Origin of the sequence: Enterobacter cloacae complex sp. 2024EL-00214, assembly GCF_043945575.1 — a bacterium.
GTDB classification, from domain to species: Bacteria; Pseudomonadota; Gammaproteobacteria; order Enterobacterales; family Enterobacteriaceae; genus Enterobacter; species Enterobacter cloacae_P.
This window is the reverse complement of sequence record NZ_JBIMRC010000007.1, coordinates 161,728-176,822: the sequence shown is the minus strand read 5'-3', so window position 1 is coordinate 176,822 and position 15,095 is coordinate 161,728. Positions and strand designations below refer to the sequence as shown.

15 protein-coding genes are annotated in these 15,095 nt (G+C 54.3%); 6 read left to right on the top strand and 9 right to left on the bottom strand.

Going from position 1 to position 15,095, the window contains the following annotated elements:
• Positions 1–5: 5 nt before the first annotated feature.
• The 4 genes from ACHHZ6_RS10595 to ppiA all read right to left on the bottom strand — a co-directional run bounded on the left by ACHHZ6_RS10595 (position 6) and on the right by ppiA (position 3,172).
• Positions 6–1,226, bottom strand: coding sequence for an aspartate aminotransferase family protein (locus tag ACHHZ6_RS10595; protein ID WP_395122194.1), 1,221 nt, complete (start codon positions 1,224–1,226; stop codon positions 6–8).
• Positions 1,227–1,312: 86 nt separating this feature from the next.
• Positions 1,313–1,876, bottom strand: a complete 564-nt coding sequence (gene pabA, locus ACHHZ6_RS10590) for an aminodeoxychorismate synthase component 2 (RefSeq protein WP_395122193.1) — start codon at positions 1,874–1,876, stop codon at positions 1,313–1,315.
• A gap of 31 nt (positions 1,877–1,907) precedes the next feature.
• Positions 1,908–2,492, bottom strand: a complete 585-nt coding sequence (locus ACHHZ6_RS10585; protein ID WP_182919045.1) for a putative adenosine monophosphate-protein transferase Fic — start codon at positions 2,490–2,492, stop codon at positions 1,908–1,910.
• 107 nt (positions 2,493–2,599) lie between these two features.
• Complete coding sequence (gene ppiA / locus ACHHZ6_RS10580) at positions 2,600–3,172, bottom strand: peptidylprolyl isomerase A (protein ID WP_023309471.1); 573 nt, start codon at positions 3,170–3,172, stop codon at positions 2,600–2,602.
• Between the two features lie 278 nt (positions 3,173–3,450).
• Between ppiA and tsgA the strand changes: the two genes are divergently transcribed.
• Positions 3,451–4,635: an MFS transporter TsgA gene (gene tsgA, locus ACHHZ6_RS10575; protein WP_182919046.1), complete on the top strand. Its 1,185-nt coding sequence runs from the start codon at positions 3,451–3,453 to the stop codon at positions 4,633–4,635.
• On the opposite strand, the gene ACHHZ6_RS10570 is transcribed toward tsgA, so the two are convergent.
• A complete protein-coding gene (locus ACHHZ6_RS10570) occupies positions 4,632–5,957 on the bottom strand; it encodes a cytosine deaminase (RefSeq protein WP_182272874.1) in 1,326 nt (441 codons plus the stop codon). The genes tsgA and ACHHZ6_RS10570 overlap by 4 nt on opposite strands.
• Positions 5,958–6,197: 240 nt before the next feature.
• Between ACHHZ6_RS10570 and nirB the strand changes: the two genes are divergently transcribed.
• From nirB to ACHHZ6_RS10545, 5 genes are all read left to right on the top strand, one after another.
• Complete coding sequence (gene nirB, locus ACHHZ6_RS10565) at positions 6,198–8,741, top strand: nitrite reductase large subunit NirB (RefSeq protein ID WP_395122192.1); 2,544 nt, start codon at positions 6,198–6,200, stop codon at positions 8,739–8,741.
• Positions 8,738–9,064: a nitrite reductase small subunit NirD gene (gene nirD / locus ACHHZ6_RS10560; protein WP_182272876.1), complete on the top strand. Its 327-nt coding sequence runs from the start codon at positions 8,738–8,740 to the stop codon at positions 9,062–9,064. Before nirB ends, nirD begins: the two co-directional genes overlap by 4 nt.
• A gap of 69 nt (positions 9,065–9,133) precedes the next feature.
• A complete protein-coding gene (nirC, locus tag ACHHZ6_RS10555) occupies positions 9,134–9,943 on the top strand; it encodes a nitrite transporter NirC (RefSeq protein WP_395122191.1) in 810 nt (269 codons plus the stop codon).
• A gap of 11 nt (positions 9,944–9,954) precedes the next feature.
• Complete coding sequence (gene cysG, locus ACHHZ6_RS10550; protein ID WP_182272878.1) at positions 9,955–11,328, top strand: siroheme synthase CysG; 1,374 nt, start codon at positions 9,955–9,957, stop codon at positions 11,326–11,328.
• 145 nt (positions 11,329–11,473) lie between these two features.
• Positions 11,474–11,644 (top strand): YhfL family protein, encoded by a 171-nt coding sequence (locus tag ACHHZ6_RS10545; protein WP_182272879.1) that lies wholly within the window; start codon positions 11,474–11,476, stop codon positions 11,642–11,644.
• Between the two features lie 113 nt (positions 11,645–11,757).
• On the opposite strand, the gene trpS is transcribed toward ACHHZ6_RS10545, so the two are convergent.
• Genes trpS through dam form a run of 4 tightly spaced genes read right to left on the bottom strand, consistent with a single transcriptional unit; the run spans position 11,758 to position 15,040 of the window.
• Complete coding sequence (gene trpS / locus ACHHZ6_RS10540) at positions 11,758–12,762, bottom strand: tryptophan--tRNA ligase (RefSeq protein ID WP_182272880.1); 1,005 nt, start codon at positions 12,760–12,762, stop codon at positions 11,758–11,760.
• Positions 12,755–13,516 carry a phosphoglycolate phosphatase gene (gene gph, locus ACHHZ6_RS10535; protein ID WP_182272881.1) on the bottom strand — a complete coding sequence of 254 codons (762 nt, stop codon included), beginning with the start codon at positions 13,514–13,516 and terminating at the stop codon, positions 12,755–12,757. The genes trpS and gph overlap by 8 nt, the downstream gene beginning before the upstream one ends.
• Positions 13,509–14,186, bottom strand: coding sequence for a ribulose-phosphate 3-epimerase (gene rpe / locus ACHHZ6_RS10530; protein WP_003861634.1), 678 nt, complete (start codon positions 14,184–14,186; stop codon positions 13,509–13,511). Before rpe ends, gph begins: the two co-directional genes overlap by 8 nt.
• A gap of 41 nt (positions 14,187–14,227) precedes the next feature.
• A complete protein-coding gene (gene dam, locus ACHHZ6_RS10525) occupies positions 14,228–15,040 on the bottom strand; it encodes an adenine-specific DNA-methyltransferase (protein WP_182272882.1) in 813 nt (270 codons plus the stop codon).
• Positions 15,041–15,095 lie beyond the last annotated feature (55 nt).

The following is a 15,095-nucleotide window of genomic DNA, read 5'->3' as shown; positions in this document are numbered from 1 at the left end:
TGAGGTTATCCCCGGACTATCTTCCCGACCGCTGTGGCAAAGCGGTTTAACCCCTCTTCAATATCTTCCTCTGCCACCACCAGCGACGGCGCAAAGCGCATCACGTCTGGCCCGGCATTAAGCACCATCACCCCTTCGTGGGCTGCGGTATGCAGGAAATCGCGCGCACGGCCTTTGTATTGCGGCTTCAGCTCGGCACCAATCAACAACCCCATACCGCGGATCTCGCTGAACACGTCATACTGGTCGTCAATCTGTTGCAGATGCTTCACAAACAGCTCGCGCTTCGCACTTACGCCATCAAGCACTTCAGGTGTGTTGATGATATCGAACGCGGCACCCGCAACAGCGCAGGCCAGCGGGTTTCCGCCGTAGGTCGAACCGTGGGACCCCACGTGGAACGCAGAGGCGATATCCTGGGTGGTGAGCACCGCACTGACCGGGAAGCCACCGCCGAGCGCTTTAGCGCTGGTCAGAATATCGGGGGTTACGCCGTAATGCATGTAGGCGAACAAATCGCCGGTACGCCCCATCCCGCTCTGTACTTCGTCAAACACCAGCAACGCCTGATGCGCATCGCACAGCTCGCGCAGCCCCTTCAGAAATTCCGGGGTTGCAGCCGTGACGCCACCTTCACCCTGAATTGGCTCCACAACCACCGCGCAGGTGTGATCGTCCATGACCGCTTTCACCGCGTGCAAATCGTTAAACGGCACGTGGATAATGTCGGCCGGTTTGGGACCAAAGCCGTCGGAGTACTTCGGCTGGCCGCCAACGGAAACGGTAAACAGTGAGCGTCCGTGGAACGCGTTATGGAAGGCAATGATTTTGGTTTTGTACGGGCTGTGACGCGTTGAGGCGTAGTAACGTGCCAGTTTGAATGCGGTTTCGTTGGCTTCAGTGCCAGAGTTCATAAACAGCACACGCTCAGCAAACGTCGCATCGATTATCTTACGCCCCAGGCGCAAAGCCGGTTCGTTGGTAAAGACGTTGCTGGTGTGCCACAGGGTTTCTCCCTGAGTTTTCAGCGCCTCCACCAGCGCAGGATGACAATGACCCAGCGCCGTCACCGCAATCCCACCGGCGAAATCTACGTACTCTTTACCCTGCTGATCCCAGACGCGACTGCCTTTTCCTTTCACCGGGATAAACTCAGCCGGTGCATAAATTGGCAGAATGACTTCATCAAATGTTGCGCGGGTGATTGCTGGTTGTTCAGTTGCCATGTCATGACCATCCATTTTATGTCACATCGATTGTGAAAATATAATCACAAAATATGCATAAAAAATCACAACAAGGCAATAGATATTCAGCGATTAAGGAAATTCGCCAGCAGCTGGTGGCCCTGTTCACTCAGAATACTCTCCGGGTGGAACTGCACCCCTTCAAGATCCCATTCACGGTGGCGAATCCCCATGATCTCCTGTGTTTCACTCCAGGCAGTCACGTCAAAACAGACGGGCAGGGTTGGCGGATCAATGACCAGAGAATGGTAGCGGGTGACGGTTAACGGATTATTTAACCCCGTGAACACGCCAGTACCCGTGTGGGTAACCGGTGCCGTTTTGCCGTGCATCACTGTGGCCGCGCGAACGATGATCGCACCAAAGACCTGAGCAATGGCCTGATGACCCAGGCAGACGCCCAGGATCGGTAGCTTACCCGCATAGTGGCGGATAACGTCCAGAGAGATACCGGACTCCGACGGGGTACACGGCCCTGGCGAGATGACAATTTTCTGCGGGGCCAGCGTTTCAATCTCTGCCAGGCTGATGTCGTCATTACGGCGAACAACGACCTCTGCACCCAGTTCGCAGAAATACTGGTAAAGGTTCCAGGTGAAGGAATCGTAGTTATCAATCAGCAGGATCATGGCGGCTCCAGAACAAAAAGGCCGCTCTATTCTACTCAGTTTCCCGTGCTTCGCTCACCACTTTGCGAAAGATCGCGCTCAGGGCCGTCAAATCCCCCATTGCTCCGTTCTGATTGGCACGCTTCCAGTGGGCCGGATCGATATCGCGCCAGTCCAGCAAGTAACTGGCGTGGATAGCCAGTTGTTCAAAGAAAATGCGCTGTGCAATACCATTACCGCTCATAAAAGGATGCAGCATGTTAATTTCACAATAGTAGTGGCTGATCCTGGCAATAAACGCCTCTTTTCCACATCCCACCAGATAACCTTCATTTTCCAGTTTTTCCATCAATTCGTTACCGGCTTTCTCGATGTAGTCAAAGTGGCAAAACAGGATATCGCCCTTAGAAATATCGACGCGACGGTACTTGCCTGCATTCTCCACGAGTCCGTGATAGAGATGGTAGTGAATGGCGCACAGATGGGGCAACCCGGGCGCATGTGGCCCAAGCGGCAGCGTCCCGATGAGAGAGGCAGAAGGACCATTACCCTCTTCAAGGCGGCAGCTGGCCTGAAAATTCACAGTACGTTGCTGTTCCCAGAGACGGGATTTTTGCTTGTCGGTGAGTTTTTTCACTTAACGCCTCCCTGAATGTGTCCGTTTGCCACAAGTATAAGCAGCAAAACGCGCTTTCGCAGGGAGGGCTAAATAACACGGGCGAAGCGTGCCCGTGTCAAAGACAGTTATGGCAGAACTTTGGCTGAGAGGATAACCACCGGTTTTGACGGCACGTTCTGGTATGGGCCAACGTCGTGGGTAGGTACCTGAGAGATCTTATCGGCGACATCCATTCCTTTCACAATTTTACCGAAGACCGCATAACCGAAGTCACGCTGACCGTGGTCGAGGAAGGCGTTGTCTGCAACGTTCAGGAAGAACTGGCTGGTGGCGCTGTCTTTATCTGCAGTACGCGCCATAGAGATGGTGCCACGTTTGTTCAGCAGGCCGTTGTCCGCTTCGTTCTTAATGGGTGGATTCGGCTGTTTTTGCTGCATTTGCTCGTTAAAGCCACCGCCCTGCACCATAAAGCCTGGGATCACACGGTGGAACGTGGTGTTGTTGTAGAAACCACTGTTCACGTAGTCGAGGAAGTTTTTCACAGAAACAGGAGCTTTCTGGCTATTCAGTTCCAGCTCAATATTCCCGGCAGAGGTCGTCAGCAAGACGTGAGGGTCTCCTTTTGCTGCCAGCGCAGCAGGGGAAACGGCAGAAAGAGCAAACACAGCTGCGACAGCCGCCAGTGTTGATTTGAGCATGAGAATTCCTTAACAAAGCGCAGTATAGAAAGCGAATGGTCTGATTCTAAAGAGCAGTATGAACCGAGGCCAGCCTTTTACCTAATTTTACGAAATTGAAACAGTTGTAACCACGCAAACGATTGAACACACCAGTAAAAGATGTGATTCACATCACATAAAATATTGTAACGAAGATCTAATTTTCTGGAAAAGATTTAAATAGATCACTTTCGCGACTAAAATCTGCCCGCTCAAACGCAGTCGATGCGTTTTATTTTACTTTGAACAGGCCAGACATGACTAACAGCAATCGCATCAAGCTCACATGGATCAGCTTCTTCTCCTACGCCCTGACTGGCGCGTTGGTGATCGTCACCGGGATGGTGATGGGAAATATCGCAGACTACTTCCAGCTGCCCGTTTCCAGCATGAGTAACACCTTCACCTTCCTCAACGCGGGGATCCTGATCTCCATCTTCCTGAACGCCTGGCTGATGGAAATCGTGCCACTGAAAACGCAGCTGCGTTTTGGTTTTGTGCTCATGCTCGCCGCCGTGGCAGGCCTGATGTTAAGCCACAGCATCGCCCTGTTCTCTGCCGCCATGTTCGTACTTGGCCTGGTGAGTGGGATCACGATGTCTATCGGGACGTTCCTCATCACCCACATGTATGAAGGCCGTCAGCGCGGCGCGCGTCTGCTGTTTACCGACTCCTTCTTCAGCATGGCCGGGATGATCTTCCCGATGGTCGCTGCCGTTCTGCTGGCGCGCAGCATTGAATGGTACTGGGTGTATGCCTGCATCGGCCTGGTCTACGTGGCGATCTTTATTCTGACCTTCGGTTGCGAATTCCCGGTTCTGGGCAAAAAAGCACAGACCACGGCTGAACCTGTCGCGAAAGAAAAGTGGGGCATCGGCGTCTTGTTCCTCTCCATCGCCGCCCTGTGCTACATCCTGGGCCAGTTGGGCTTTATCTCCTGGGTACCGGAATACGCCAAAGGTCTGGGCATGAGCCTGAATGACGCAGGCAAACTGGTAAGCGATTTCTGGATGTCTTACATGTTCGGCATGTGGGCGTTTAGCTTCATCCTGCGCTTCTTCGACCTGCAGCGCATTCTGACCGTGCTGGCAGGGATGGCAACCGTACTGATGTATCTGTTCATCAACGGTTCCCCGGAACACATGCCGTGGTTCATTCTGACCCTGGGCTTCTTCTCCAGCGCGATTTACACCTCGATCATCACCCTGGGCTCTTTGCAAACCAAAGTGGCCTCGCCAAAACTGGTTAACTTCGTGCTGACCTGTGGCACCATCGGCACCATGCTGACCTTCGTGGTCACCGGCCCGATTGTGGCCCACAGCGGCCCGCTGGCTGCACTGCACACGGCTAACGGCCTTTACGCTGTGGTGTTCATTATGTGCTTCGTTCTCGGTTTTGTGACCCGCCACCGCCAGCACGGCGCGGCAGCGGCTTCTCACTAATCCTCCGACGCCCCTTTGCTCTCAGCAGAGGGGCTGTTTCTGGCAAAGCTCACCTCTTCTCCCCCGCTATCCATTTGGATCCAGGTCTGCGCCAGCTGCGTGGTGGCGATAATGCGCCCCTGACGAATCGACCAGCGTACCGGAACCTGACAACGCACCGCTTCAAACCCACTCTCCGCAGGCAGAATAACCAGGTTTGCCGGGTTCCCCGTCCCGATACCGTAATCGCTCAGACCAAAGGTTCGGGCACTGTTATGGGTAATCAGATTCAGGCCGCTGTCGATTTGCGGATAGCCCATCATCTGACACACGTGTAACCCCATATGCAGCACCTGCAGCATATTGCCGGTGCCAAGCGGGTACCACGGATCAAAGACATCATCATGACCGAAGCAGACGTTAATCCCCGCCTCCTGAAGCTCTTTCACGCGGGTAATGCCCCGGCGTTTCGGATAGTCGTCAAAGCGACCCTGAAGGTGAATGTTCACCAGCGGGTTCGCCACAAAGTTAATACCCGACATTTTCAGCAGACGAAACAGCCGCGAAGTGTAAGCGCCGTTATAGGAGTGCATGGCGGTAGTGTGGCTGGCGGTCACACGCGGGCCGATACCCGCCTCATACGCCAGCGTCGCCACCGTCTCCACGAATCGGGACTGTTCATCGTCGATTTCATCGCAGTGAATATCCAGCGGACGGTCATATTTCTTTGCCAGTGCAAAGGCGATGTGCAGCGACTGCACGCCATACTCACGGGTGAACTCAAAATGCGGGATTGCTCCCACCACATCCGCCCCCAGCTTTAACGCCTCTTCCAGCAACGCCGCGCCGTTCGGGTAGGAGAGGATACCTTCCTGCGGAAACGCCACGATTTGCAGCGTGACCCACGGCGCGGCCTCCTGCTTCACCTCCAGCATCGCCTTCAGCGCGGTGAGCGTCGGGTCAGAAACATCCACGTGAGTACGGACGAACTGGATACCGTTAGCAATTTGCCACTTCAGCGTCTTCCAGGCACGCGCCTTCACATCTTCGTGGCTGAGCAGCGCCTTGCGCTCGGCCCAGCGCTCAATGCCTTCAAAGAGCGTGCCGGACTGATTCCAGTTCGGCTCACCCGCCGTCTGGGTGGTATCGAGGTGAATATGCGGCTCAATAAACGGCGGGATCGCGAGCCCTCCACGGGCATTTAAGATCTCGTAACTTTCGGCGCGGGTATCGTCCATTGGCGTGATATCACCAAAACGACCGTTCTCAATGGCAAGTTGCCACAGCCCATCACGACCCGGTAAACGAACATTCTGAACCAGCCAAAGCGGTGTTGTAGACATACCTTTCCCCCGAAAAATGCGGCTGAAATTTAGGAGTACCCATTTTTAAAAATGAGCACCCTGATTGGTACACAAAATCGACGACAACGAAAAGCCTGTGATTTCTATAACTTATAAAAATCCTGACAAATCAGCAATCTACCACCTAAGTAGTAGGTGAAGGCGTATTTGATTTGCATCAATAAGCGCCTCTGCTGAATCGTTAAGGTAGGCAGTAATAGAAAAGAAATCGAGGCAAAAATGAGCAAAGTCAGACTCGCTATCATCGGTAACGGTATGGTCGGCCACCGCTTTATTGAGGATCTTCTCGATAAAGCTGACGCAGCCCGGTTCGATATTACCGTATTTTGTGAAGAACCCCGTAAAGCGTACGACCGTGTGCACTTATCTTCCTACTTCGCCCACCATACCGCTGAAGAGCTTTCTTTGGTACGTGAAGGGTTTTACGAGAAGCATGGCGTAAAAGTGCTGGTAGGCGAACGCGCTATCACCATCAACCGTCAGGAAAAAGTGATCCACTCCAGCGCCGGACGCACGGTTTTCTACGACAAACTGATCATGGCGACTGGCTCATATCCGTGGATCCCGCCAATTAAAGGCTCGGAAACCCAGGATTGCTTCGTTTACCGTACCATTGAAGACCTGAAGGCAATCGAAAACTGTGCCCGCCGCAGTAAACGCGGTGCCGTCGTCGGTGGCGGACTGCTGGGTCTGGAAGCGGCTGGCGCGCTGAAAAACCTCGGCGTTGAAACCCACGTCATCGAATTTGCCCCGATGCTGATGGCTGAACAGCTGGACCACATGGGTGGTGATCAGCTTAAGCGTAAAATCGAAAGTATGGGTGTGAAAGTTCACACCAGCAAGAACACCAAAGAGATCGTTCAGGAAGGTACTGAAGCGCGTAAAACGATGCGCTTTGCCGACGGCAGCGAGCTGGAAGTGGACTTTATTGTCTTCTCTACGGGTATTCGCCCGCGCGACAAAATGGCCACCCAGTGCGGTCTGGCCGTGGCGCAGCGCGGCGGGATCATGATTAATGATTCCTGCCAGACCTCCGACCCGGATATCTACGCAATCGGGGAATGTGCCAGCTGGAATAACCGCGTATACGGTCTGGTGGCTCCGGGGTACAAGATGGCGCAGGTCGCCGTTGACCATATCCTCGGCAGCGAAAACGCCTTCACCGGCGCAGACATGAGCGCCAAGCTGAAGCTGCTGGGCGTGGACGTAGGCGGTATTGGCGATGCGCATGGTCGCACTCCAAACTCCCGCAGCTATGTTTATCTCGATGAGAGCAAAGAAGTCTATAAGCGTCTGATCGTAAGCCAGGACAACAAAACCCTGCTCGGTGCGGTACTGGTCGGGGATACCAGCGACTTCGGTAACCTGCTACAGCTGGTGCTGAACGCCATTGAACTGCCGGAAAACCCGGACGCGCTGATCCTCCCGGCTCACGCCTCCAGCGGTAAGCCGTCTATCGGCGTAGATAAACTGCCAGACAGCGCGCAGATTTGCTCCTGCTTCGATGTCACCAAAGGCATGTTGATTTCTGCCATCAACAAAGGCTGCCACACCGTTGCGGCCCTGAAAGCGGAAACCAAAGCCGGTACCGGCTGCGGCGGCTGTATCCCCCTGGTCACTCAGGTACTGAACGCCGAGCTGGCGAAACAGGGCATCGAAGTAAACAACAACCTGTGCGAGCACTTCTCTTACTCTCGCCAGGAGCTGTACCATCTGATCCGCGTGGAAGGTATCAAAACCTTCGACGAACTGCTGGCAAAACACGGCCAGGGTTATGGCTGTGAAGTGTGTAAACCAACGGTTGGTTCCCTGCTGGCCTCCTGCTGGAACGAGTATGTGCTCAAACCAGAACACACACCTCTGCAGGACACCAACGACAACTTCCTGGCAAACATCCAGAAAGACGGTACCTACTCCGTGATCCCACGTTCTGCCGGTGGCGAAATCACTCCGGAAGGGCTGGTGGCCGTAGGCCGTATTGCACGTGAATTTAATCTGTACACCAAAATCACCGGTTCCCAGCGTATCGGTCTGTTTGGTGCCCAGAAAGATGACCTGCCAGAAATCTGGCGTCAGCTGATTGAAGCGGGCTTCGAAACCGGCCACGCGTATGCCAAAGCGCTGCGTATGGCAAAAACCTGCGTGGGCAGCACCTGGTGCCGCTACGGCGTGGGCGACAGCGTAGGCTTCGGCGTTGAGCTGGAAAACCGCTACAAAGGCATCCGTACGCCGCACAAAATGAAGTTCGGTGTCTCCGGATGTACCCGTGAATGTGCGGAAGCACAGGGTAAAGACGTGGGTATTATCGCCACCGAGAAAGGCTGGAACCTGTACGTGTGCGGCAACGGTGGGATGAAACCACGCCATGCAGACCTGCTGGCGGCAGACCTCGACCACGATACGCTGATCCAGTATCTCGACCGCTTCATGATGTTCTACATCCGTACCGCCGACAAGCTGACCCGTACCGCCTCCTGGCTGGATAACCTGGATGGCGGCATCGACTACCTGAAATCGGTCATCATCGACAACAAACTGGGCCTGAATGAACAGCTGGAATCCGGGATGGCCCGACTGCGCGAGGCGGTGATTTGCGAGTGGACTGAAACCGTCAACACCCCGGCGGCGCAGACTCGCTTCAAACACTTTATCAACAGCACCCAGCGCGACCCGAACGTGCAGGTTGTGCCTGAGCGCGCACAGCATCGCCCGGCGACGCCTTATGAACGCATTCCGGTCACGCTGGTGGAGGAAAACGCATGAGCCAGTGGGTAAACATTTGCAACATTAACGACATCCTGCCAGCAACCGGCGTCTGTGCGCTGCTGGGTAAAGAGCAGGTCGCGATTTTCCGCCCTCGCCACGATGAACAGGTTTTTGCCATCAGCAATATCGACCCGTTCTTCGACGCCAGCGTGCTCTCCCGTGGGTTGATTGCAGAGCATCAGGGCGAGTTATGGGTCGCCAGCCCATTGAAAAAGCAGCGCTTCCGCTTAAGCGACGGGCACTGCATGGAAGATGAGAGCCACTCGGTGAAGCATTACGACATCCGGGTGAAGGATGGCAAAGTACAGTTACGCAGTTAACGATTTTGAGGGAGGCGCAATGCCTCCCTTTTTTAAACTATTTCTTTTATTTTTCAGGATAATCAAACCATGTTTACAGACACTATTAATAAGTGTGCGGCTAACGCTGCGCGCATTGCACGGCTCAGCCAAAATAATCCGCTCGGCTTCTGGGTCAGCTCCGCAATGGCGGGTGCCTATGTGGGTCTGGGGATTATTTTAATTTTCAGTCTCGGTAATCTGCTCGACCCTTCCGTGCGTCCACTGGTCATGGGTGCAACCTTTGGTATTGCTTTAACCCTGGTGATCATCGCCGGTTCTGAGCTTTTCACCGGCCACACGATGTTCCTGACGCTGGGCGTGAAAGCGGGCACTATCAGCCACGGACAGATGTGGGCAATTCTGCCTCAGACCTGGGTGGGTAACCTGCTGGGTTCCATATTTGTAGCACTGCTGTACAGCTGGGGAGGCGGGAGTTTACTGCCGGTTGATACCAGCATCGTACACACCGTCGCGCTGGCAAAAACCACACAGCCTGCGATGGTGCTGTTCTTTAAGGGCGCGCTGTGTAACTGGCTGGTCTGCCTTGCTATCTGGATGGCAATCCGTACCGAAGGCGCGGCGAAGTTCATCGCTATCTGGTGGTGTCTGCTGGCGTTTATCGCTTCCGGCTACGAGCACTCCGTTGCCAACATGACGTTGTTTGCCCTTTCCTGGTTCGGCCATCACAGCGATGCCTTCACCCTTTCGGGTATCGGCCATAACCTGTTGTGGGTAACACTGGGCAATACTCTTTCAGGTGCAGTGTTTATGGGGTTAGGTTACTGGTATGCTACCCCTAAAGCGGAGCGTCCGACTCCGGCAAACATCGCAACGGCTCAGGCGAAAGCCCATTCTTAAGAGGTAATGTCGTGGATCACCTGCCTATTTTCTGTCAATTACGCCATCGCGACTGCCTGCTTGTGGGCGGCGGCGATGTGGCTGAACGTAAAGCACGTCTGCTGTTAGAGGCAGGTGCCCGGCTTACCGTAAACGCACTCTCCTTCGCTCCGCAGTTTGACGCCTGGGCGAAAGCTGGAATGCTGACCCTGGCGCAGGGAGAGTTCGACGAGTCCCTGCTCGATACCTGCTGGCTGACCATCGCTGCCACAGACGACGATGAAGTGAACCAGCGCGTCAGCAACGCCTGCGAATCCCGCCGTATCTTCTGTAACGTAGTAGACGCCCCCAAAGAAGCCAGCTTTATTATGCCGTCGATTATCGACCGTTCTCCGCTGATGGTGGCGGTATCGTCCGGCGGAACGTCTCCGGTGCTGGCTCGCCTGCTGCGTGAAAAGCTGGAAGCGGTTCTGCCCCAGCATCTCGGCCAGGTGGCGCACTATGCCGGCCAGCTGCGTTCCCGCGTGAAGAAAACGTTCTCCACCGTCGGCGAGCGTCGCCGTTTCTGGGAAAAATTCTTTGTGAACGACAGGCTGGCGCAGTCGCTGGCAAATCAGGATCAGAAAGCCGTTGAAGAGACGACAGAACAACTTCTCACCGAACCACTGGATCATCGCGGAGAAGTGGTACTGGTGGGCGCGGGGCCTGGCGATGCTGGCTTGCTGACGCTGAAAGGGCTACAGCAGATCCAACAGGCGGATATCGTGGTCTACGACCGCCTGGTCTCCGATGACATTATGAACCTGGTGCGCCGGGATGCCGACCGCGTATTTGTGGGCAAACGCGCAGGCTATCACTGTGTACCACAGGAAGAAATTAACCAGATCCTGCTGCGGGAAGCGCAAAAAGGAAAACGCGTGGTACGCCTGAAAGGTGGCGATCCGTTTATCTTTGGGCGTGGCGGTGAAGAACTGGAAACCCTGTGCAACGCGGGCATTCCGTTCTCCGTGGTACCCGGTATTACGGCGGCGTCCGGCTGTTCGGCCTATTCCGGCATTCCATTGACCCACCGTGACTACGCCCAGAGCGTACGTCTGGTGACGGGCCACCTGAAAACCGGCAGCGAGCTGGACTGGCACAACCTGGCCGCTGAAAAACAGACGCTGGTGTTCTACATGGGACTGAACCAGGCCGCTACGATTCAGGCGAAACTACTGGAACATGGCATGGATGAAGATATGCCCGTCGCACTGGTGGAAAACGGCACATCCATTAAGCAGCGTGTGGTGAAGGGAGCGCTGACGCAGTTAAGTGACCTGGCACAACAAGTTGAAAGCCCGGCGCTGATTGTTGTGGGCCGTGTCGTCGAACTGCGCGAAAAACTGAACTGGTTCTCTAACCACTAACTCATATTTTCCCTTCCCGGGGTAGTCTTTAAACGGACTACCCCCCTCTTACCTGCACCGTTAACATACCGCTCGCAAAATGGAACTTTTCCATTTATTCCCTCGAATTGCATCCAAATAACGTTGTTTAAGACAAGGAATGTGTATGTTCAAACTGGCAAAAGCTGCCGTTCTGGTGGGCTTGTTATCGACCCTTACCGCCTGCACCGGTCACGTTGAAAACACCAAAAATAACTGCAGCTATGATTATCTGCTACATCCGGCGATCTCCATTTCGAAGATCATTGGTGGTTGCGGGCCAGCGGCACAGCAGTAAGCGTTTTTCAGGCGTAAAAAAACCGGGATTACCCGGTTTTTTTGTTTGGTGAAGTGCAGGGGTTGTGCGGCCTGATGCCCTTGCCCTCTCCCAGCGGGAGAGGAAAAAGAGCATTATGGTTTTGCGACAAACCCAATCGCTTCGTACACGGCTTTCAGGGTTTCAGATGCGCGTGCGCTGGCTTTTTCCGCGCCCTCTTTCATCACCTTCTGCAGGAATGCTTCGTCGTTGCGGTAAAGATTGTAACGCGCCTGCAGCTCAGTCAGCATACCGGAAACGGCATCTGCTACTTCACCTTTCAGGTGGCCATACATCTTGCCTTCAAAGTGCTGTTCCAGCTCAGGAATGCTCTGGCCAGTGACGCCGGAGAGAATGTCCAGCAGGTTAGAAACACCCGCTTTGTTCTGCACGTCGTAACGCACAACTGGCGGCTCATCAGAATCGGTTACCGCACGCTTAAGCTTTTTGACCACTGATTTCGGGTCTTCCAGCAGACCGATAACGTTGTTGCGGTTATCGTCGGACTTGGACATCTTCTTAGTCGGCTCCAGCAGCGACATCACGCGCGCACCGGACTTCGGAATAAACGGCTCTGGTACTTTGAACACATCACCGTAAATGGCGTTGAAGCGCTGAGCGATATCGCGGCTCAGTTCCAGATGCTGCTTCTGGTCTTCACCCACCGGAACCTGGTTGGTCTGGTACAGCAGAATATCTGCCGCCATCAGTACCGGGTAGTCGAACAGACCGGCGTTGATGTTTTCAGAGTAACGCGCGGATTTATCCTTGAACTGGGTCATGCGGCTCAGCTCACCGAAATAGGTGTAGCAGTTCAGCGCCCAGCCCAACTGGGCATGCTCCGGTACGTGAGACTGAACAAAGATCGTGCTTTTTTCCGGATCGATACCGCAGGCCAGATACAGCGCCAGCGTATCCAGCGTGGCTTTACGCAGTTTCTCAGGATCCTGACGCGCAGTGATCGCATGGAGATCCACGATGCAGTAAATGCAATGGTAGTCATCCTGCATGCTTACCCACTGACGCAACGCACCCATGTAGTTACCAATGGTCAATTCACCTGACGGCTGTGCGCCACTAAAAACGATGGGCTTAGTCATTTTTCAATTCCTGATGTTCACTGTGCGAAAGCCCGAGTGCGGGCAACAAATCTTTGAAGTGGTCGAACACTACGTCCGGTTCACTCAGCGTAATGGCTTCACCGTAGTTGTAGCCATAGGTTAATCCAACGGAAGGACAACCCGCTGCTCTGGCAGCCAGAATATCATTGCGTGAATCGCCAACAAAGAGCAGCTCCGCAGGGGCTAAGGATAATTTTCCTGCCACCAGCAGAAGCGGTTCCGGATGCGGCTTTTTGTTCTTCACGTCATCGCCGCCCACAATCACGGAGAAATACTTCGCGATATCCAGTGCTTCAAGCAGTGGCGCAACAAACGGCGTCGGTTTGTTAGTCACCAGCCCCAGCGGGATACCTTTGGCGTGAAGCGCACTCAGCGTTTCGGCAACATCCGGGAACAGGAAACTACCCTCTTCCACGGTTTCTTCATAGAAACGATCGAACAGTTTACGCAGAACACGCTGCTGTTCTTCCTGCGGAATGTCGGCGTGATCGACGCTCGGTTTTCCCTGTGCAGAACGTTGCGACGCACGCTCCTGGCGGGCCCAGGTCAACGCGCGCTCCATCAACACATCGGCACCGTTACCAATCCACGTCACGACGCGATCTTCGCCCGCAACGGGTAATTCGAGAGCATACAGCGCCTGGTCGACGGCGCTGCTTAAGCCTGGCGCGCTGTCAACCAGCGTGCCGTCGAGGTCAAATGCTACACCCCGGGTTGCCTGCAATTTATCCATGACTTACCTTTGCCAGTTCACGGCGCATTTCATCAATGACTTTTTTGTAATCCGGTTGGTCGAAGATGGCTGAGCCTGCAACGAACATATCTGCGCCCGCAGCCGCAATCTCACCAATGTTATTCACCTTCACACCACCGTCCACTTCCAGACGGATATCGTAGCCAGACTCATCAATACGGCGGCGCACTTCACGCAGTTTATCGAGGGTCTGAGGGATAAACGACTGACCGCCAAAGCCCGGGTTAACGGACATCAGCAAAATCACGTCCAGCTTATCCATCACGTAGTCGAGATAGCTCAGCGGCGTTGCCGGGTTAAAGACCAGACCGGCTTTACAGCCGTTCTCTTTGATCAGCTGCAGCGTGCGATCCACATGTTCAGAGGCTTCCGGATGGAAGGTAATGATACTCGCCCCCGCCGCGGCAAAATCAGGCACGATACGGTCGACAGGTTTCACCATCAGGTGCACGTCAATCGGTGCGGTGATGCCGTAATTACGCAGCGCCTTGAGTACCATCGGGCCGATAGTCAGATTGGGAACGTAGTGATTATCCATAACGTCGAAATGGACAACATCCGCCCCAGCCGCAAGTGCTTTGGCAGTGTCTTCACCCAGGCGGGCAAAATCGGCCGACAGAATTGAGGGAGCAATCAAAAACTGTTTCATCCGCATCTCCTTGAAGTGTGTTTACCGGCGGGCAAAACGGCTCAGGGGCGATAAAGAGCCAGGAGTTCGTCCACCTTTTTACGTGTGCCGCCGTTGCTGCTAATGCTACGCCGCACCTTGACCTGAAAATGCTTCGCGGCTTTGTACCATTCGCGCGTATCAGGGGTATCGTGATTCGAAATTAACACCGGAATTCTTTTGCTGACCAGCTTTTCCGCCATCTCCGCCAGACGGGCCTGCTCGGCCGGGCTGAAGCTGTTGGTGTGATAGGCGGTGAAGTTCGCCGTCGCAGACAGCGGCGCATAAGGCGGGTCACAATAGACCACCGAATTTGCGTCTGCACGATCCATACACTCTTCATACGAGAGGCAGTGGAATTCAGCATTCTGCGCTTTTTCAGCAAAGTGATATAACTCGGTCTGCGGAAAATACGGGCGCTTATAGCGGCCAAACGGCACGTTAAATTCACCACGCAGATTATACCGGCACAGGCCATTGTAGCCATGACGGTTCAGATAGAGGAACAACAGCGCACGGCGGAAGGGATCCTTGCTCTGGTTAAACTCCGCGCGAAACTGATAGTAGATGTCCGGGTGGTTGTTCTCTGGCGTAAACAGCTTACGCGCCTCTTCCACGTACTCATCAGTACGTCGTTTGACGATGTTATAGAGGCTGATAAGGTCGCTGTTGATATCCGCCAGGATATAACGAGAAAAATCGGTATTCAGGAACACCGATCCCGCCCCCACGAAGGGCTCGATAAGACACTCGCCTTGTGGCAGGTGCTTTTTAATATCATCGAGCAGGGGGTATTTCCCCCCTGCCCATTTCAGAAAAGCGCGATTTTTTTTCATGCTGACTAACTGATTACACCTTCTCCGGCTGTGGAGAAAGCTCCGACAGCATCCT